15 protein-coding genes are annotated in these 21,283 nt (G+C 33.3%); 9 read left to right on the top strand and 6 right to left on the bottom strand.

Annotation, left to right across the window (positions count from 1 at the left end):
* Positions 1-116 precede the first annotated feature (116 nt).
* The gene (locus tag ACGLWY_RS06010) at positions 117-845 is read left to right on the top strand and encodes a GIN domain-containing protein (protein ID WP_396618770.1); all 729 of its coding nucleotides are present in this window, start codon (positions 117-119) and stop codon (positions 843-845) included.
* 86 nt (positions 846-931) lie between these two features.
* Here ACGLWY_RS06010 and ACGLWY_RS06015 read toward each other — a convergent pair whose 3' ends face one another.
* Positions 932-1,255 carry a YbaB/EbfC family nucleoid-associated protein gene (locus ACGLWY_RS06015; RefSeq protein ID WP_396618771.1) on the bottom strand — a complete coding sequence of 108 codons (324 nt, stop codon included), beginning with the start codon at positions 1,253-1,255 and terminating at the stop codon, positions 932-934.
* A gap of 72 nt (positions 1,256-1,327) precedes the next feature.
* Here ACGLWY_RS06015 and ACGLWY_RS06020 point away from each other — a divergent pair, with 72 nt between their 5' ends.
* From ACGLWY_RS06020 to ACGLWY_RS06030, 3 genes are all read left to right on the top strand, one after another.
* Positions 1,328-3,394, top strand: a complete 2,067-nt coding sequence (locus ACGLWY_RS06020) for a S9 family peptidase (RefSeq protein WP_396618772.1) — start codon at positions 1,328-1,330, stop codon at positions 3,392-3,394.
* Between the two features lie 83 nt (positions 3,395-3,477).
* Positions 3,478-4,518 carry a PLP-dependent cysteine synthase family protein gene (locus tag ACGLWY_RS06025; RefSeq protein WP_396618773.1) on the top strand — a complete coding sequence of 347 codons (1,041 nt, stop codon included), beginning with the start codon at positions 3,478-3,480 and terminating at the stop codon, positions 4,516-4,518.
* A 259-nt stretch (positions 4,519-4,777) separates the two neighbouring features.
* Entirely contained in the window at positions 4,778-6,037 is a 1,260-nt protein-coding gene (locus tag ACGLWY_RS06030) for an aminotransferase class I/II-fold pyridoxal phosphate-dependent enzyme (RefSeq protein ID WP_396618774.1), read from the top strand.
* A gap of 55 nt (positions 6,038-6,092) precedes the next feature.
* Here ACGLWY_RS06030 and ACGLWY_RS06035 read toward each other — a convergent pair whose 3' ends face one another.
* Together ACGLWY_RS06035 and ACGLWY_RS06040 are read right to left on the bottom strand one after the other, a co-directional pair.
* On the bottom strand, positions 6,093-7,211 hold the full coding sequence (locus ACGLWY_RS06035) for a GTP cyclohydrolase (RefSeq protein WP_396618775.1): 1,119 nt from the start codon (positions 7,209-7,211) through the stop codon (positions 6,093-6,095).
* A gap of 20 nt (positions 7,212-7,231) precedes the next feature.
* The gene (locus ACGLWY_RS06040) at positions 7,232-8,236 is read right to left on the bottom strand and encodes a transporter (RefSeq protein ID WP_396618776.1); all 1,005 of its coding nucleotides are present in this window, start codon (positions 8,234-8,236) and stop codon (positions 7,232-7,234) included.
* Between the two features lie 137 nt (positions 8,237-8,373).
* Here ACGLWY_RS06040 and ACGLWY_RS06045 point away from each other — a divergent pair, with 137 nt between their 5' ends.
* From ACGLWY_RS06045 to ACGLWY_RS06060, 4 genes are read left to right on the top strand one after another with little or no spacing between them, the layout of a single operon-like run.
* The gene (locus ACGLWY_RS06045; protein ID WP_396618777.1) at positions 8,374-8,658 is read left to right on the top strand and encodes a DUF4834 family protein; all 285 of its coding nucleotides are present in this window, start codon (positions 8,374-8,376) and stop codon (positions 8,656-8,658) included.
* Between the two features lie 31 nt (positions 8,659-8,689).
* Complete coding sequence (locus ACGLWY_RS06050) at positions 8,690-11,131, top strand: YfhO family protein (RefSeq protein ID WP_396618778.1); 2,442 nt, start codon at positions 8,690-8,692, stop codon at positions 11,129-11,131.
* Complete coding sequence (locus ACGLWY_RS06055; protein ID WP_396618779.1) at positions 11,124-12,401, top strand: glycosyltransferase family 4 protein; 1,278 nt, start codon at positions 11,124-11,126, stop codon at positions 12,399-12,401. The genes ACGLWY_RS06050 and ACGLWY_RS06055 overlap by 8 nt, the downstream gene beginning before the upstream one ends.
* Positions 12,402-13,862, top strand: a complete 1,461-nt coding sequence (locus ACGLWY_RS06060) for an oligosaccharide flippase family protein (RefSeq protein ID WP_396618780.1) — start codon at positions 12,402-12,404, stop codon at positions 13,860-13,862.
* 503 nt (positions 13,863-14,365) lie between these two features.
* On the opposite strand, the gene ACGLWY_RS06065 is transcribed toward ACGLWY_RS06060, so the two are convergent.
* Both ACGLWY_RS06065 and ACGLWY_RS06070 read right to left on the bottom strand, forming a co-directional pair.
* Positions 14,366-15,604, bottom strand: a complete 1,239-nt coding sequence (locus tag ACGLWY_RS06065; protein WP_396618781.1) for a hypothetical protein — start codon at positions 15,602-15,604, stop codon at positions 14,366-14,368.
* 220 nt (positions 15,605-15,824) lie between these two features.
* The gene (locus tag ACGLWY_RS06070) at positions 15,825-16,478 is read right to left on the bottom strand and encodes a hypothetical protein (protein ID WP_396618782.1); all 654 of its coding nucleotides are present in this window, start codon (positions 16,476-16,478) and stop codon (positions 15,825-15,827) included.
* A gap of 234 nt (positions 16,479-16,712) precedes the next feature.
* Between ACGLWY_RS06070 and ACGLWY_RS06075 the strand changes: the two genes are divergently transcribed.
* On the top strand, positions 16,713-17,732 hold the full coding sequence (locus ACGLWY_RS06075; protein ID WP_396618783.1) for a DUF3667 domain-containing protein: 1,020 nt from the start codon (positions 16,713-16,715) through the stop codon (positions 17,730-17,732).
* A 526-nt stretch (positions 17,733-18,258) separates the two neighbouring features.
* On the opposite strand, the gene uvrA is transcribed toward ACGLWY_RS06075, so the two are convergent.
* Entirely contained in the window at positions 18,259-21,048 is a 2,790-nt protein-coding gene (gene uvrA / locus ACGLWY_RS06080; RefSeq protein WP_396618784.1) for an excinuclease ABC subunit UvrA, read from the bottom strand.
* Between the last annotated feature and the right edge of the window lie 235 nt (positions 21,049-21,283).

The following is a 21,283-nucleotide window of genomic DNA, read 5'->3' on the forward strand; positions in this document are numbered from 1 at the left end:
TATAAATTTTCAATGGATTCCAATTATAAAACTTCACAACAGTATGAAGAAATAACTGTAACTAATCAAAACAGTTTTAAAATTAAAAATCAAATATTAATTTAAAATCAATCAAAGTGAAAACGAACAATTTATTTATTATACTAGCTATTTTCGGCTTAATAATCACATCTTGTAGTGTAGACACCATTAGAGTAGATGGTAATGATTATATAACTACAAAGAATTATAATTATTTTAATTATTCAGCTATAGAAATATCTTCAGGATTTAATGCGTATGTAACTTTTTCTGATACGGAAGAAAGCATAGAAATTGAAGCTAATGATAATTTGTTTCCATATATTATTACTTCAAACAACAATAATACACTAGTTGTTAAACTCAAAAACAATATAAATATTAGAGGAGCTTCAACTTTAAAGGTGCATATTAAAACAAAGTCGATTACAAGTTTTAAAGCATCTGCCGACACCAGAATTTATTTGCAAAATAAATTTATAGCCAATAATGCTAAAATTAGTTTATCAGCAGATAGTTTCTTTACTGGAGAGTTAGATGTTAATAGTTTACAATATTATGGTTCTGCCGATACTAGATCAGATTTAAAAGGGAAAGTCAACTTTTTAGACGCTAACCTAACTGCCGATTCTAAAATCTCAAATTATGGTCTAGAAATAAATGATTTAAAAATAAAGATGTCTGCAGATTGTGATGCCTATTTAACGATACTTGGTACTATAGATGTCAATGCAGTTGCCGACTGTACTTTGTATTATAAAGGCAATGCGACTATTATCAATCAACATTTAGTGGCAGATTCAAGGATTATAAAGAAGCAATAAAAACTTAAAGCCAATAACTTTTATGTAAAAGTTATTGGCTTTCTAATTTTGTCTAAAAGTCTAACTATCTAATTTGTCCAATAAATCTACTTAAACAAATCCATCCCCGGAATATTTGGCATCCCTTCTTTAGCAACAGCAGCAAGTTCTGCTTCGTTTACGCTAGTCGCTTTTTCAATAGCTTTATTTAATGTAAGAATTAAATAATCTTCAAGTTGTTCCTTGTCTTCAAACAAACTTTCATCAATGGCAATAGATTTTATCGTTCTATTAGCTGTTAAAGTAATTTTAAGTTTGTTGTCGCTGCTTTTTTCATCAATTAAAACAGTATCTAAACGTTTTTTAGTCTCTTCAACCTTACGCTGGGTTTCTTTAAGCTTGCCCATCATATTCATCATATCTCCAAACATAATTTTATAATTTATTATTCGCTACAAAGCTATTTAATTTTTATATTTTTGCCCCTTAATTTTAAGAATAAAATGCTGTTGAAAACGATACTCCAAATACCTCAAGCCACTAAAAAGCCAAAAAAAATAGTAAAACATAACGATATAAGAATTGATAATTATTATTGGCTAAACGATAGAGAAAACCCTGAAGTGATTGATTATTTGAATGCTGAAAACACTTATACAAAAGAAGTCATGCAGCATACCGAAGCATTTCAAAAGGACTTGTTTGAAGAAATGAAAGGTAGAATTAAAGAAGATGACACTTCGGTTCCTTATAAATTAAACGGTTACTGGTATATAACACGTTACGAAAAGGGGCAAGACTACCCTGTTTATCTTCGTAAAAAGGAATCTTTAGAGGCACCTGAAGAAATACTTTTTGATTGTAACGAAATGGCTAAAGGTTTTGCTTTTTTCAACTTAGGGAGCATGTCTGTTAGTCCAGATAATACTTTGGTGAGTTTCTCAACCGATACCGTTGGAAGAAGACAGTATACCATTCAAATCAAAAACTTAGTAACAGGCGAAATTTATTCAGATAAAATTTTAAATACCACAAGTAGTTCTACTTGGGCGAATGATAATAAAACCTTGTTCTATTGCATGAAGGATGAAGTGACTTTGCGTTCACATAAAGTTTTCAAACATAAATTACATACAGACACAAAGGGAGATGTTGAGGTTTTTCATGAAGTCGATGAAACGTTCAATACGTTTGTATATAAATCAAAATCAAAGAAGTATATTATTATTGGGTCGTCAAGTACCGTGTCGTCAGAGTATCGTTTTGTAAATGCCGATACGCCCGATGGAGAATTTAAAATATTTCAAAAGCGTAAACGCGATTTTGAATACAGTATAGCACATTATAATGATAGTTTTTATATTATTTCAAATTGTGACGGTGCTACAAACTTTAAACTTTTAAAAACAAGTGCGCTTAAAACCGAAAAGCGTTATTGGAAAGACGTTATTCCGCATAGAAAAGATGTTTTATTAGAAGATATTGAGATTTTTAAAGACTATTTGGTCGTTAACGAACGAGAAAATGGACTTAACAATCTAAGAATTATGAGTTGGGATGGGAAAGAAGATTATTACCTTCCCTTTGAAAGCGAAACCTATACAGCTTATATAAGCAATAACCCCGATTTTGATAGTGATGTGTTGCGTTATTCTTATAATTCGCTAACGTCTCCAAGCTCGGTTATTGATTATAATTTCAAAACAAAACGAAGCGAAATTAAAAAAGAACAAGAGGTTTTAGGCGGTAAATTTAAGAAAGAAAATTATGAATCTAAACGAATTTGGGCACCTGCCCGTGATGGTGTAAAAGTGCCTATTTCGTTGGTTTATAAAAAAGGGACGAAGCTGGATGGTTCAAGTCCGTTATTACAATATGCTTATGGGTCGTATGGCTCAACTATCGATCCTTCATTTTCAACGGTGCGTCTAAGTTTGTTAGATCGCGGATTTATTTATGCCATAGCTCATATTCGTGGCGGTGAATATTTAGGTAGAGACTGGTACGAAAATGGCAAATTGCTTCATAAATTAAACACCTTTTACGATTTCATTGATTGTTCAAAATATTTGATAGATCAAAAATACACATCACCAAAGCATTTATATGCATATGGAGGGTCTGCAGGAGGGATGCTAATGGGTGCTATTATAAATATGAATCCGGAATTATACAATGGTATTTTGGCAGCGGTACCTTTTGTTGATGTTGTTACAACCATGCTCGATGATACCATTCCTTTAACCACAGGTGAGTATGACGAATGGGGAAATCCGAACAAATTGGAGTATTATAATTATATGAAATCATATTCACCATACGACAACGTTGAAGCAAAACAATACCCTAATATGCTGGTTACAACAGGATTGCACGATTCGCAGGTGCAATATTGGGAACCAGCCAAATGGGTGGCCAAACTAAGAGAGCTAAAAACAGATGCCAATAAATTACTGCTTCATACCGACATGGATGCTGGTCATGGCGGGGCTTCAGGACGTTTTGAAAGCTTAAAAGAAGTGGCTTTAGAATATGCCTTTTTGTTAGATTTAGAAGGAATTCATGGTTAATAAAAAAAAAAGTTTTACTTTTGTCAGGTTTTAAGTTACAAATATTTTTATTAATATTACAGTAGCTTCCCTAAAAGGCATTTATGAAACACAGAAATCAAGTTTTTGATAATGTATTAGACTTAGTAGGCAATACACCGCTTATTAAACTTAATAAAGTAGCTTCAAAATTCAAAGGTAACTTTTACGCAAAAGTAGAATCTTTTAACCCAGGCCAATCTTCAAAAGATAGAATAGCAACATACATTATAGACGAAGCAGAGCGAAAAGGGATTTTAACTCCAGGTTCAACTATAATAGAAACGACCTCTGGTAACACAGGGTTTAGTATAGCTATGGTAAGTATTATTAAAGGATACGATTGCGTTTTAGCTGTAAGTTCAAAATCTTCTGCCGATAAAATCGATATGTTAAAAACGATGGGTGCTAAGGTGTATGTATGCCCAGCACATGTAAGTGCAGATGATCCTAGATCTTATTATGAAGTAGCAAAAAGATTGCACAACGAAATAAAGGGCTCTGTGTATATCAATCAGTATTTCAACCAATTAAATATAGATGCACATTATGCTTCTACGGGGCCAGAAATATGGAAACAAACAGAAGGCAAAATTACACATCTGGTAGCTTGTAGTGGTACAGGTGGTACTATTTCTGGAACAGCAAAATATCTAAAAGAACAAAACCCGAATATAAAAATTATTGGTGTTGATGCTTTTGGTTCGGTAATTAAAAAATACCACGAAACAAAAGAATTCGACGAAAAAGAGATTTATCCCTATAGAATTGAAGGTCTAGGGAAAAATTTAATCCCTACTGCTACCGATTTTGATATTATTGATGAATTTGTAAAAGTAACCGATGAAGAAAGTGCCCACACAGCAAGAGAATTGGCAAGAACCGAAGGGCTTTTTGTAGGCTATACATCGGGTGCTGCAACCCAAGCACTTAAACAACTTGGTGAACAAGGTATATTTAAAAAAGATGATTATGTCGTGGTTATTTTTCCAGATCATGGTTCGCGTTATATGAGTAAAGTCTATAGTGATAAATGGATGCAAGAACAAGGCTTTTTTGATAGTATGAATGAAGCCACAGTACAGAATATAGAGTATATAAAATAATGTAAATAGTACATAATTAAGAGGTAGCATTTGTTTTAGCAGCAAAAAGCTGTCTCTTTTTTTATTTTATAAATAATTGAACGCTAAAAATTATGTACAAAGGATATAAATATTTAATTTTGCACGAACTAACTAAGAACTAAAAAAGCTTATAATTAATTTGATTAAGCACTTAGCAAAGTGTTTTTTTAATTTTTAATGAGCCACTTCAAGTTGATGGTTAAGTCTTAATTTTTAATAGCAATAAGATTTATAATAAATGAAAGATTTATTCGAAAAAATTTATAAAGACAAAGGTCCGTTAGGAAAATGGGCGTCTCAAGCAGAAGGATATTTTGTGTTTCCAAAATTAGAAGGGCAGATATCAAACAGAATGAAGTTTCAAGGAAAAGACGTTATTACTTGGAGTATAAACGATTATTTAGGATTAGCTAATCATCCCGAAGTCCGTAAAGTTGATGGAGAAGCAGGTATCGCGTATGGTTCTGCATATCCTATGGGAGCTCGTATGATGTCTGGTCACACAGATCTTCATGAAACACTTCAAAAAGAACTAGCTGAGTTTGTTGGGAAAGAAGCAGCCTATTTATTGAATTTTGGATATCAAGGTATGGTATCTACCATAGATGCCTTGGTGTCTAAAGATGATATCATTGTGTATGATGTGGATGCACATGCTTGTATTATTGATGGTGTGCGTTTGCATATGGGTAAACGTTTCACTTACAAACACAATGATATTGTAAGTTTAGAAAAGAATCTTGATAGAGCCACTAAAATGGCTGAACAAACGGGAGGCGGTATTTTAGTCATTTCCGAAGGTGTTTTTGGTATGCGTGGTGAACAAGGAAGACTTAAAGAAATTGCAGCCCTTAAGCAGAAGTATAATTTTAGATTTTTAGTTGATGATGCACACGGTTTTGGTACGCAAGGTGCTACGGGTGCTGGTACAGGTGAAGAACAAGGTGTTCAAGACGATATCGATGTGTATTTTGCTACGTTTGCAAAATCCATGGCAGGAACCGGTGCGTTTATTGCTGCCGATAAAGAGATTATAGATTATTTAAAGTACAATCTACGTTCTCAAATGTTTGCTAAATCATTACAAATGCAATTGGTTGTTGGAGCAAGAAAGCGTTTAGAAATGCTTAAAACCATGCCCGAGCTAAAAAACAAGCTTTGGGAAAACACCAATGCCTTACAATCTGGACTTAAAGAAAGAGGTTTTGATATTGGAACAACACAAAGTTGTGTCACGCCAGTATATTTAAAAGGAAGCATTCCAGAAGCTATGGCTTTGGTAAAGGATTTACGTGAAAACTTTGGAATATTCTGTTCTATAGTAGTTTATCCAGTAATACCTAAAGGATTAATTTTATTAAGATTAATACCAACTGCAACACATACATTAGAAGACATACAAATTACTTTAGATGCTTTTGACGCCATTAGAACACGGTTGGAAAACGGTACTTACCAACGTTTATCCGCTGCTGTAATGGCTGCTATGGAGGAGTAAAATTTATATAAATCTATAAAAAAAAGAGCTTCAATTTGAAGCTCTTTTTTTTTGGTTATAAGTCTTTTTTGAACGTTTTTCTACGTCTATAAACTTCAGGATTAAAATGTTTCCATATTTGATGTATGGCGTAATTATCTTCTAACTCGGGAGTTCTAATGCAGGTTTTAATGCCCTTTTCTTTAAACGTGTTGTAATATTCGTTAAAAATTACTGCATGAACACCTTTGTTTTGATAATCGGGATGGATGCCTATTAAATAAAAAATAACCTCTTTACTGTGTTTTTTAGCATGCAAAATATGTCTAAACCCAAAAGGGAAAAGTTTTCCTTTCATTTTTTGTAATGCCTTTGAAAATGCAGGCATTACAATGGCAAAAGCCACTAAGTTATCATCTTTATCAACAACAAACTTGATGTATTCCGGATTTATAAAACTGATGAATTTCTTTTTAAAATATTCCTTTTGAACATCAGTAATCGCAACAAAAGATGATAAAGCAGCATAACTTTCGTTAAATAGGTCAAACATTTTATCAGCATAAGGCATAACCTCTTCTGTTTTTGTAAATGTTAATGCCTTAATTTGGTATCGCTTTTTTATCAGTTCCTGTGCTTTAAGGAAGAATTCTGGTTTTACGTTTTCAAAAGGAAATCTGCTTTCAGAATATGATTTTTCCACTACATAACCCGCTTGTTCATAATGCTTTGCATAATATGGATAGTTGTACCAAGTTACCATGGGAGCTATGGCGTCGAACCCTTCCGTAATAACACCTACTTTATCTAAATTAGAAAACCCAACGGGACCTTCGGTAAATGTTAAGTTGTGGGATTTCCCTATGCTTTCAACTTGATTTAAAAGTGCTTTCGAAACTTCTAAATCATCAATAAAATCAAACCAACCAAATCGCATTTTTTTTAGCGTTTGGTTATTGACCTCAAGCCAATTAATAATGGCGGCAACACGACCAACAAGTTCGCCGTTTTTGTATGCTAAAAACAACCTGGCTTCGGCATCGTTAAACACCGGGTTTTCTTTCTTGTTGAAGGTTTTTAGTTCTTCGCTAATAATAGGAGGTGCCCAATATTTTGAGTCTTTATATAGTTTGAATGGAAATTTTACAAAAGCTTTTAAGTCGCTTTTTGTTGTTACTTCTTTTATTGAAATCATTTATGGATGGCGTAAATTTTTTAATTGAAACTTTGGTCTTTTCTTTTATGCTTTTTGTTGTATTCCTCTATAACATCTGTGGTTTTCTTCGATTTGTCTTTTCTAGACCTTCTGTCTCCTTCGTCTTTTGCAGAAGTACCATTGTCTATTTCTTTATCCTTATGAAAATCCAAGCGGTAAGACATGCCCAAATTAACACCCAAAACAGACGGCGTGTCTTTTGTGTTGAAAACGACGGAAGTATCTAATTGAAAGTTTTTGCTCCACAAATAACCACCACCAAACCTAAACAAGTTATCGGCATAAAAATCGCTTTGTATGCCTTGGGTTTCTCCAAACACGACCCATTTTGGGCTGAATGAATGGGTTAATGTTACTATATATTGAAAATCAGACTGATCGGTCCCAATTCTATCTTTAATAAAATTCATCACAAATACCCAACCGCCCGAAAAATTATGTTGAGTTGCAATCATTACTTTTGGGCTAAATCCTTCAATACCTGGAGCAGTATATGGGTTGTTATCAGTATCGTAATTAGCCCCTGCATAAACTGATACTGCGGGTATTAACGACTTCCATTTAAAGCGATTATTTGCTTTCCAACTGTACAAGTTTGGCTTTTCGTTTTCAGAATTTTTATAAGGATCGTACACCAGATATTTAGCGCCAATGGTTAGAAATTTAAAATTGGCACGATCGTCTTCAGCAGAAATATTAGTGGTATAAGTTTTGGTGTCACTTTGAAAAGTCCCTTCAATATTAAGTTCTAATTCTTCCCATATTAAGCCATAGCGTGCTGCAAAATCCACACCAAAACCATCAACTTCATAACTGGCTGCAGGTGTTCTTTTTTCCTTGATCATGTAGGGTCCAACTTCTAATTGCGCGACGTTGGTGCCAACAGAAAAGGCACTTCTAGATACGCCTGGGCGGTTGGAATTTATAACATCGGTATATTGCGAAAAGGCCTGTAGGGTTGTTAGGCTCAGTAAAAGGCATAAAGTAGGTTTGATTAGGTTCATAAGTTTTATTTTAGTCATCGTGAATAGATACTGAACTCGTTAAGGCTTTTCAAATATAGATATTTTATACTTTTTTTATCATTTTTGAACGCTTTTTAAGTAGATAGAATTGTATTTTTGCAAAAAAAAATATTTTTATGTTACAACAAGCATCTGTAACGGGTTTTGTGAGGACTCTACTAATTATCCTACTTATTTATTATGGAATAAAGATTCTTTCAAGACTTTTTGCACCTTTATTACTTAAATATATAGCCAAAAAAGCCGAACAAAAGTTTGGAGATCAATTTGGTCAATTTCAACAAAAACCCCAAGAGCAACAGGAAAAAAAGGAAGGTGAAGTGACTATTGATAAAATACCGAATGCAAAATCTTCAAATAAAGATGTTGGCGAATATGTGGATTACGAAGAAATTGACTAATTTCACGTCCATTCTTTTTTAAAATATATTCATGCAGTTTTCAATAAAAAAACTTCTTCCGCACGTTCTAGTTATTCTAGGATTTGTCATTGTATCATTAGCCTATTTTAATCCGATTTTAAAAGGAAAGCAAATCTTCCAAAGCGACATCATGCAATATATGGGCATGAGCAAACAGCAAAATGATTTCAGAGCAGAAACTGGCGAAGAAACCTATTGGACAAATAGTGCCTTTGCAGGGATGCCAACGTATCAATTAGGCGCAAAATATCCACACAACTATATTAAAAAACTAGACTTAACACTTCGTTTTTTACCACGTCCTGCCGATTATTTGTTTTTATATTTATTAGGGTTTTACATCCTTTTGTTGGTATTGAAAGTCGATTTTAAACTGGCAACCATTGGCGCACTTGCGTTTGGTTTTTCAACATATTTAATAATAATCTTAGGCGTTGGGCATAACAGTAAAGCACATGCTATTGCTTATATGCCATTGGTTTTAAGTGGTATTTTGCTAACATTTCAAAAACGCTATGTTGCAGGTTTTTTGTTGACCACCATAGCGATGGGGCTGGAAATGGTGGCAAACCACTTTCAAATGACTTATTATTTAATGCTGTTGATTCTTGTTTTAGGTGTTGTATATTTAATTGACGCTTATAAAAAGAAAGAGCTGCCTCATTATTTTAAAACTGTTGGTATTTTAACGGTTGCCGTTATTTTATCTATTGCTTTAAACGCTACTAACGTATTGGCTACTCAAGAATATGTTAAAGAAAGTACACGTGGTAAAAGTGAGTTAACCATCAATCCTGATGGTTCGCCAAAAGAAGCAAGTTCTGGTTTGGATAAAGATTATATTACACAGTTTAGCTATGGATTTGCTGAAACATTTAACCTGTTTATCCCTAGATTTATGGGAGGCGGTAATGGTGAAGATGTTGGTAAAGATTCAGCTACTTACGAAGCTTTTAGAGAATTAGGAGCGACCACAACCCAAGCAGCACAAGAAGCGAAACGGGCGCCTATGTATTGGGGCGATCAGCCTATTGTAGAAGCACCCGCATATATTGGTGCTGTCGTGTTATTCTTATTTGTTTTTGCGTTGTTTTTGGTGAAAGGACGCTTAAAATGGTGGCTTGTTGGAGGGTCGGTAGTTTCACTATTGCTGTCTTACGGGAAGAATTTAGAATTCCTAACGGATTTCTTTATTGATTATGTGCCCATGTACAATAAATTTAGAGCAGTCACTTCCATTCAGGTTATTTTAGAATTATGCATACCTGTATTGGCAATTTTTGGATTGGTAAGATTGTTTGGCGATTTCGAGAAGAAAGAAGAAAAACTGAAAGCTTTGAAGTATTCAGCCATTATAACTGGTGGTTTAGCACTTGTGTTCTTACTATTCAAATCGTCTTTATTCGATTTTGTTGGAGCGAATGATGGTTTTTATCGTCAGAATTACGGCGAAGCGTTTGTTGATGCTTTAAAAGAAGACAGGCAGACCATTTTTACTAATGATACTATTAGAACATTAATCTTGGTATTGCTTTCAGTAGGTGCTATTTATATGTACTTGCAAAACAAGCTTAAAGAGACATGGGTAGTTGTCATCTTTGGAATGCTTATTTTGTTTGATTTGGTTGGTGTGGATAGACGTTATGTGAACAACGATGACTTTATATCGGCTATTCAAGTAAACAAACCTTTTGAGGCAACCGAAGTCGATAATTATATTTTAAAGGACACCGATTATTATCGCGTGTTCGATTTGGTTGGCGGTGCGGCAAAACCATCGTATTTCCACAATTCACTAAATGGGTATAACGCTGCTGAATTAAAACGTTACAGCGAGTTATTTGACTTTTACGTAGTCAAGAACAATATCAATGTGCTTAATATGCTTAACACCAAGTACATTATTGCGCAAGATAAAGATGGAAACCTATTTCCTTATAAAAACGATGAAGCCAACGGGCATGCATGGTTTGTTAAGGAGCTAGAGCGTGTTGATTCTGCAAATGAAGAAATAAAAGCATTGGATAGTTTGGACAATAAGAACGTTGCTGTATTTGATAATTCCGATTTTGGATCGTATTATAAATCTTCCGAAATTCCTAAATTCAAAATGGATTCTTTAGCTTCCATAAAATTAATTGAACATAAACCAAACTATCTTAAATATCAATCAAACAACTCAAACGATGGGTTTGCAGTGTTTTCTGAAATTTATTATGGTAACGGTTGGAAAACATTTATTGATGGCAAGGAAACGACCCATATCCGTGTAAATTATACCTTAAGAGGTATGGGGATTCCAGCAGGTAAGCATACCATTGAATTTAAGTTCGACCCTGATGTGGTAAAAACAGGCAGTAGTATTGCATTGGCAAGTTCTATTTTGGTTGGCTTGTTGTTGCTAGGCGGTTTGTTCTACGAGTTTAAAAAGAAATCAGGAAAAGGTGCGTAAAAAAGCACTCATAATAACTTATTATTGGCCGCCTGCTGGTGGTCCAGGGGTGCAACGTTGGTTAAAATTTGTAAAGTATTTGCCCGATTTTAATATGGAGCCGATTGTTTATATCCCTGAAAACCCAAGATATCCTTTAATAGACGACAGTTTGAATTCTGAAGTTTCTAGTGCGCTTACTATCATTAAGCAACCTATTAATGAGCCTTATAAATTGGCGGATTTATTTTCGAAAAAGACAACGAAAACCATTAGCAAAGGGGTGATTTCCGAAAAGAAAACCCAAAGCTTCATTGAAAAATTACTGCTATATATAAGAGGGAATTTTTTTATACCCGATGCCCGTAAAAACTGGGTAAAACCTTCGGCTGCATTTCTTTCAGAGTATATTTCAAAAGAAAATATAGAAACCATAATTACTACGGGACCACCACATAGTATGCATTTAATTGGTTTAAAATTAAAAGAACAACTAGGCGTGAAGTGGGTGGCAGATTTTAGGGACCCATGGACGACCATTGGGTATCACAAGCAATTAAAACTGACGGAGTCTTCAAAAGCAAAACACAAAGAATTAGAAAAGCAGGTTTTAATTACTGCCGACCAAATAATTGTTACGAGTTTCAAGACGAAAAAAGAGTTTCAGCAAATAACGAATCAGCCTATTGAGGTTATAACCAATGGTTACGATAAAGAATCGATTGTGGATTTTGAAATGGATTCTAAATTCACATTAGCACATATTGGATCATTATTATCCAAGAGGAACCCTGAAACTTTATGGAGGGTTTTAAGTGATTTAATTGCAGAAAACGATTCCTTTTCAAAAGATTTTCAACTTAATTTTATAGGTTTTGTTAGTGATGATGTGCTTCATTCCATCAAAGAGAACCATTTAAGTGATTATGTAAATAATATAGGCTATGTATCGCATAAAGAAGCTATTAAATTTCAAAAAAAATCACAAATTTTATTATTGATTGAAATAGATTCAGAGGATACGACCTGTATTATTCCTGGGAAATTATTTGAGTACATGGTTTCTAACAGACCTATTGTAGCTGTTGGACCAAAAGATTCCGATGTTGAAAAAATTATTAAAGAAACCAATACTGGCAACTACTTTAATTATACGGATTATGATTTGTTAAAAACAACTATCTTAGAGCATTATAAAGCATATAAAAATAAGTCATTGCAAGTACACCCCATAGGTTTGCAAAAATACAGCCGAAAATCGCTAACAGAAGCATTATCGAAATTATTATAAATGGGCATTGTAACATCACAATCTTTTAAAAACACCATTTCAACCTACATTGGCTTTGGTATTGGTGCGCTCAATACCTTATTTTTATATACCTATTTTATTTCTGATGTATATTATGGTTTGGTAGCATTTATATTAAGTACTGCTAACATTATCATGCCTTTGATGGCATTTGGTGCCCACAACACTATAATAAAATTCTATTCTGCATTTAAAACCAAGAATTCGTTAAACAGTTTTTTAACACTCATGCTATTTTTGCCTTTGGCGCTTATTATTCCAATTGGTTTGATAGGATGTTTTACTTACGAAGCTATTGGCGAATTGTTTTCGCAAAAGAACCCCATTGTTAAAGATTATGTTTGGTATATTTTTGTATCAGCTATTGCTATGGCATATTTCGAGGTGTTTTTTGCATGGTCTAAAACGCAACTGCAAACCGTTTTTGGTAATTTTATGAAAGAAGTGTTTCACAGGGTAGGTGTAATGCTCCTTTTGTTTGCGGTATATTTTAAATGGCTGGATGTTGAACAATTTATCGTAGGTGTTGTAGGCGTTTATATTTTACGCATGCTTATTATGAAGTTATATGCCTTTACAGTAAGATATCCTGTTATAAAGTTTTACAGAATCGAAGGCTTGCGTGCTATTTTGAAATATTCTGCGTTAATAATTGTTGCAGGGTCTATTGCAACGATTATTTTAGACATCGATTCGTTTATGTTAGGCATGTACATTCCTATTCAGGAGGTAGCGTATTATGGTGTGGGCATCTATATTGCTACGGTTATTGTTGTGCCATCTCGCTCTATGCAACAAATCCTTCAACCATTAACGGCACAGTATTTAAATGATAAGAATAGAGTAGCCCTTAAAGATTTATACATACGAAGTTCGCAAACCTTATTTATTATTGGTGGATTTATATTTATAATGATAATTATAAATATAAACACCCTATATCTTCTTATACCAAAAGAGTTTAGTGGTGGGCTTGTTGTGGTTTTTTTAGTAGGAATAGCAAAACTTTACGATTGCTTGATGGGCTGCAATAATGTGGTACTATTCAATAGCGATTATTATCGAGTAGTTTTGTTGTTTGGCGTTATTTTGACGGTTTTAACAGTGTTTCTTAATATACTATTTATACCCGTGTTTGGTATCGATGGGGCTGCATTTGCTACGTTTTTGGCAGTTTCAATATATAATTCCATTAAAATTTATTTTGTGAAGATCAAGTTTAATATGATGCCTTTTAATAAAGATACCTCCAAAGTTTTGTTGCTGATTATATTTAGTGTATTGCTTTTTTACTTTTGGGAATTTCCATTTCACCCCATTATTAACATTGGTTTAAAAACACTGCTAGCAAGCGGTTTTTATGTTCTAGCTATTTTGAAACTGGATGTTTCCGAAGATATTTCGTTGGTTATAAAGAAGTATTTGAAATTTCTTAATTAACTCGATATAATAAAGAATCTATTTAATTAAAAATAAGTTGCTTATATTTTGATGTCAGGTTGAGCGCAGTCGAAACCTTTGTCAAGCTCTTTTTTGTTAAGCATTTCGCAAGCTGCGCTTTTATCTTCAAATGAAAATACATTTTCATTTTCTATAATGCTCAATGTGACAATTTATAATAAACCATGGACTTGAAGTCCATAGTTTTGTTTGCAGACTAAAAGTCTTCAAGGTTAGTTTGCGAAATTAATCAGTGAAATTTTACCACAGATTCGCAAATTTTTAACATTTTAGGTAATCTGCGAATTTGCGGTAAAAATTTTTAGAACCTAAAAGGGAAATGCACTAAAGTGCATAGTTTTAACTATTTCTGTGACCAATAAACGCGCATAATTTAATGACATTGAGATTCCCGCCTGCGCGGGAATAGAAACAGAAAACCCCACGATGTTGCTTTGAGGCAAACTTATCGCAGGGATTTCCAAACTAACCAACCAAAATTGTTATGATCGTCTTCTTGTTGGAGTTTCCGATCTTGTATTTTTATTACCAGAGTTACCTCTACTTTGCGTAGCCATTGGTTTGCTTTGTGTAGACCTGGTAACAGTTCTTTGTTCTGCAGCTCTTGGTTTACTTTGCGAGGTACGTTGTTTTACTTGCGGTACACTTCTGGTATTTGTATTGCTTTTAGTATATGTACGAGAATCATTGTTATTTGGTTTTTGAACAATCATATTTTCTCTTGTACGCTTTACATCATTTGTTCTGGAATTGTTTTGTATTACAGTTCTATTAACGTTTTCCCTGGTTCTTTTAGTATCATTGTTTTGATAATTATTATCTCTAGAAATTCTATTATTATTTGAGTTATCATATCTATTATCAATTCTATTTACCGTAGAACTTCTATTGGTATTGTTATCATAACGTCTAGAACTGTTAGTGTCTGAAAGGTCTCTTCTAGAAGTTGCATTCCTATTAATTTGAGTGACGTTTCTATCACTTCTGTACGCAGTCGCATAATTTCTGTTTCTTTCAATCGTTTCACCACGTCTGCTGTAAATAGCAGTTCTTGGTCTATAATTGTTGTAAAACGGTCTGTTATACACGTAGCGTACTGGTTGGTAATACTGTCTGTATGGTCTGTTGTAAACGACACAATAATCGTATGCAGGAATGCTGTAGTAACGATGCCAAGGTCTATACACATAATGTCTGTTATAAACATTTATATAGCCTGTACAATGTGAAAAAACATTGTAATTGTTATAATGCACATACAAACCACCTACACGGGTAACATAACCACGGTTGTTATAGTTTATATTTAAGTTGCCTACTTGGGAAACACGCCCGTAATAGTCATAATAGATAGGCGTGTTTTCTATTTGAATAATAGCACCATATTCATCATATTGTACATAGGCATTATAATCGTATCCAGAGTTAAAACTGATATTTACATTTGGTGATCCAACAGAAACATTTAAACGCGAATTGCCACGTAAAATATTAAAATCGAATTGCCCATCGGGAAATACTGAAAATTCGATACCATCTTCTACAAAAATAAAAGAGTTACCGTAACCTCTGTCGTAGATAGCATTTGTGTTTCCTGTATGGGTTGTGTTTGCATTAACGGTAAATCCCGTAAAGATTAAACCTACTAATAAAAATATAAATCTTTTACTCACGACATTTAATTTGATTACGTGTTCGTGAAATTTATTTGAAATTTTCATAATTGTGAGTATTAATTTGTGATACGTTTATATAATTACAAACAGCGTGCCAAAAAATAACGTATATATATAACTAACTGTAATTAAATACTTTATTTTGAAATTTTAACAATCTATATAGATAATCCTATCAAACGATCTTAATTATTAAATCAAAAAATCCTGAACTTAAAGTTTTAAAGTTCAGGATTTTTTCAACTAACTAATACTATTTAATCTTTTAATGCCATTTATTCTTTTTCTGCTTTTTCACTTTACCATGTTGCTCGTAATAGTAAAAATCGTCATCGTTATCACAATGTTGGTTGTTATGTGCCCATGTATTATGGTTATCAATATGGTAATCATTAAAACGATTATATTGGTTTACTACGCCTCGTATCGAAACAATTTCTCCCCAATGGTTGTAGTTGACTCTTAAGCCACCAACTTGTGACAGGGTAGCGTTTCTGCCTCGGCTATAATCTATAAACACAGAACCAATTCTGGTAACTTTTCCATATCTATCATAATTTAAATACACATTGCCAATACTTCTTATGTTACCACTTCTATCGCGAGAAATATAAGTATTTCTTGGTGTCGATGACGTATAGTTGATGCTTACCCGTGGACTATTGTAGGATGCATTGATCGTGTTTCGTTTAGAGTTAGAATTATAATGAGCCTCATGAAAATTCGTGTTAAAATCGAAACTACCATCGGGAAATATTAAAAATTCTATACCTCGTTCTACAAACACTATAGGTTGCGCGTAGCGGTAGCGTTTTGTAACATCGATATCGTTCTCTTTGTTGTTTTTGCTTAAATCTGTTGCTGATGCAGTTGTTAATACCATTAATAAACCTGCAATTAAAAGTACTGTTCTTTTCATAATTCAAATATTTAATATTCTGCCTACTCTTAAGCGTTTCGGCTTTCGCAATTACTTTTCAAATTTTCAACATGTGTGCCAAAAAAAAAAGTTTGAGCCTATTTAACAATTTTTTGTGCAAAAACGTAGATGATTTAAATTTTTAAAAAACTAAATAAGAGATAGTTATAAAAATAATGAGGGTTTTCATTTTTATTGAAAAAATATTTAATTTTATGCAAACCAGCTTTTTCAATGAGAAAAAAATATATCATTTGCGATAATTGTGAACAAAAATTTGAAGATAGATTTCAATTTTGCCCGCATTGTGGACAGAAATCGAACGAAAACCTAACCTTAAAAGTATTGTTTTACAACACTATAAGTAATTATTTTTCGGTAGATGCCCGTTTTTTTAAAAGTTTTATACCACTCATGATTAAACCTGGTTATTTGGCACAACGTTTTGTAGAGGGAAAGCGGTTGCTGTATTTGCATCCCGCTCAAATGTATTTGTTTATTTCAGTGGTATTCTTCTTTTTATTCTCTTTTATCAGTCGCAATCAAGTAGAAGAAATTGATAAAAATTTACAAAAATTAAACCCTGTTATGACTAACTCTACTAACTATGATAACATATTGGACTCTTTAAAGATAAATGAAATAGACCAAAACTTAAAAGACAAAAGTATTGCAGCAGATTTGGGAAATAAGGATTTAAAAGCGGGTTTGAGTTTTGATTTTAGCCAAAAGAAAATAGATTCATTAATTAAAATTAATGCTCCAGACAAGGACATATACAGGGCTATGGGTATGAAAGATGATGCTGGAGCATTTAGCCGAAAAGGGTATTCGCAAATGCTTAAATTTTATAAACAAAGAAATGGCGGCTCGATTTATCAAGCTTTTTTAGATACTATCCCAATTGCAATGTTTGTTTTGTTACCAATCTTTGCATTTATTTTGAAATTATTATACTTTAAAACAGGAAGTTTTTCACATCATTTAGTCTTTAGTTTTTATTTCTTTGCATTTATTTTTACGGTTTTTAGTTTAATGGTTTTAGTTGGTTTGGTGTGGAAAATTCCTTTTTGGTTAACTTTATTAATTTTACTTACCACTTTTTTCTATTTAGTTTTAGCCGTAAAGCGTTTTTATAATCAAGGACACTTAGTTAGTTTGTTGAAAAGTGGAATTGCATCCTTAACTTTTTTAATGATTGTAATGCCATTGGCAGCTAGTATCTTGTTTGTTTTTGCATTTTTGTTTTATTGATTCTAATGAAAGTTTTTAAATCTTGACTATTAAATATTTTTCGTTTGTAGATGCTTTGATTTTAGTAATTTGTTCTGGACTGCCTATTTAACTTCCTACTAGTTTTTATTTAGGAGCAATAATAAGTTCCTATTGAACATAACAGCTAAAATAAATTTTACTTCTTTTTAATTTCCAGAAAAATAGAAGTCGTCTAAAAATTACTTTTTAGACGACTTCTATCATTAGTTCCAATTTGTGTTCCTTGTGGAATTTCATTTAAAAGAATAGATGTGTCTGGAAATGTTACAACATATGAAAAAGTGTTCTCTTAATTACTTGGCATCGGCTTCAAACATTTTAATAATTCGATCTTGACCAAGTAAAGAACCTCATGTAATATAGAGCAGTTATTAATAATTCAATGGTGTTTTTGATCGGAGGTCGATTCTGTAAACACTTTCCATTATCTAATATGCAAAATCTATAACCGAAAACTGTGTGTCTTATAAATAAAGTGGTGTAAAATAAAGATTAAAAAACAAGACTATTTATGTAGTTTGTCCTTTAAAAACTTGGCGGTTTCTGAGTTTTTAATTAATATGATGTCTTCGGGAGTTCCTGTGGCAACCAAAGCTCCACCTGTTTCACCACCTTTAGGTCCTAAATCTATGATGTAGTCGGCGCATTTAATAAGATCTATATTGTGCTCTACAACAATGATAGAATGTCCGTTATCAATTAAAGCATTAAACGATTTTAATAATTTTTGGATATCATGAAAATGCAAACCTGTAGTTGGCTCGTCAAAAATAAAAAGCGCTTTGTCTTTATTATTGCCTTTTCCTAAAAAAGATGCCAGTTTAATGCGCTGCGCTTCACCACCAGAAAGGGTAGAAGAGCTTTGCCCCAAAGTTACGTAACCTAAGCCAACATCTTGCAAAGGTTGTAATTTGGTTTTTATTTTAGGTTGCTTGTTGGTTTCAAAAAAAGCAATGGCGTCATCGATGGTTAAGTTTAAAATATCGTCAATGTTTTTATTGGCATAAGTAACTTCCAACACTTCTTTTTTAAAGCGTTTGCCTTTGCAAGTTTCACATTCTAAATGCACATCTGCCATAAACTGCATTTCAATGGTTACTTCACCCTCTCCCTTGCATGTCTCACAACGTCCGCCATCTACGTTAAAAGAAAAATGTTTTGCTTGATAGTTTCTAATGTTGCTTAATTTTTGATTTGAGAACAGTGCTCGAATATCATCGTAAGCCTTAATGTAAGTTACAGGGTTTGAGCGTGACGACCTTCCAATGGGGTTTTGGTCTACAAACTCAATGTGTTTTATATTGCTAAAATTACCTTCTAATGAAGTGAACTGACCTGCTTTATCACTAAAATCAGTTAGTTTTTTTTGAAGTGCCGGAAACAATATTTTTTTAACCAATGTGCTTTTTCCACTACCTGAGACACCTGTGATAACCGTAAGCATTCCTAAAGGAAAACGGACATCTATATTTTTTAAATTGTTTTCGCGTGCTCCAATAATGTCTATGAAATATTTTGAAGTTCTACGTGATTTAGGTACTTCAATCTTTAATGTTTCATTTAAATACTGTGCAGTTAGCGAATTTGAAGCTAGTATGTCATCATAAGTACCGGAAGCTACCACATGCCCACCAAAAGTTCCGGCTTCAGGACCAATATCTATAATGTTATCGGCAGCTTTCATGATATCTTCATCATGCTCAACCACAATAACAGTGTTTCCTAAATCGCGTAATTGTTTCAGAACGACTATCAAGCGTTCGGTGTCTTTGGGGTGTAAGCCAATACTAGGTTCGTCCAAAATATACATAGATCCCACCAAACTGCTGCCTAAAGAGGTCGCCAGATTAATACGCTGACTTTCGCCACCAGAAAGTGTGTTGGACTTTCTATTCAATGTTAAATAATCCAATCCTACATTAGCTAGAAAAGACAAACGACTATTAATTTCTTTTAATAACCTATTTGCTATTTGTGTATCGTAATCGTTTAATTCTAATTGTTTAAAGAAATTTGCTAATTTATCTAGAGGCATTTCTACTAAATCGGTAATCGTTGCGCCTCCAACCTTAATATAATTAGCCTCAACCCGTAAACGTTTCCCATTGCACACTTTACATTTGGTTTTTCCACGGTAACGTGATAACATAACACGGTTTTGAATTTTATAGGCTTTAGCTTCCAATTCTGCAAAAAACGCATGTAACCCTTCAAAATACTGATTGCCATCCCAAATAAGTTGCTTTTGTGTATCACTTAATTGAAAATAGGGTTTATGAATAGGAAAATCGAATTTATGGGAGTTATTAACCAATTGGTCTTTATACCAGCTCATGCTTTCACCTCTCCACGGAAAAATAGCGTTTTCATAAACAGAAAGCCCCGTATTGGGAATCACCAAATCATCATCAATTCCAATAATATCACCGTAACCTTCACATTTTGGACAAGCTCCATATGGGTTGTTAAAACTGAACAAATGAATGTTTGGCTCTAAAAAGGACATACCATCCATTTCAAATTTGTTGCTAAACGGACGTTGTTTGCTATCACTTAAGGTTTCAATGAAGCATTCGCCTTTACCCTCAAAAAAAGCTGTTTGTATGGCGTCTGCTAGTCTATTTTGAAAATCTTCCTCATCTTTAATAATAACCCTATCAACAACTAATAAAATAGTGTCTTTTTCATTTAAGGAATTGGCTTCGTCAATTCTAACAACGCTATCATTAACTTTAATTCTGGCATAACCTTGTTGTTGCAGTGCTTTCAGTTTATCTTCCATGGTACGTCCTTTTTCTAAATGAATAGGAGCGAGGAGTAGTAATTTTTCGCCTTCTGGAAATGTTTTTAAATAATTTAAAACATCTGAAACGGTATCTTTTTTCACTTCCAAACCAGAAACCGGCGAATAGGTTTTTCCAATTCTGGCAAATAGTAATTTTAGATAATCGTAAATTTCAGTAGAGGTTCCAACCGTTGAACGCGGATTGGTGGCGTTTACTTTTTGTTCTATGGCAATGGCAGGAGCAATGCCTTTAATATAATCGACTTTTGGTTTATTCAATCGACCTAAAAATTGGCGTGCATAACTCGATAAGCTTTCAACATAACGTCTTTGTCCTTCGGCATAAAGTGTGTCGAAGGCTAAACTCGATTTTCCCGAACCCGACAATCCTGTGATAACCACTAATTTATTTCTAGGTATTACAACATCAATATTTTTCAAATTGTGCAGTTTTGCACCTTTTATAATGATGTTTTCTTTTGGGTTTACTTCAGAAATGTTAGTATCCATATGCTTTTACAGGAATAATTTTGCAAAGATACTATAAGTATTGCAAGCTAAAAAATGCATGGTACTTTAAATAAAAGTTAAAAAACCGACTTAAATTTTGTTTTTTTGGAATGATTATTGGTATATTTGACTCTATTAATCATTACTTTAATTAACTCTCGCCTATAGCTGAACATTACTTTTAAACTAATAACCCCAAGCAGAGAAGCCATTCTATGCCCTAAAAGTAATGATT

Source organism: Mariniflexile sp. HMF6888 (genome assembly GCF_044335535.1).
Taxonomy (GTDB): domain Bacteria; phylum Bacteroidota; class Bacteroidia; order Flavobacteriales; family Flavobacteriaceae; genus Mariniflexile.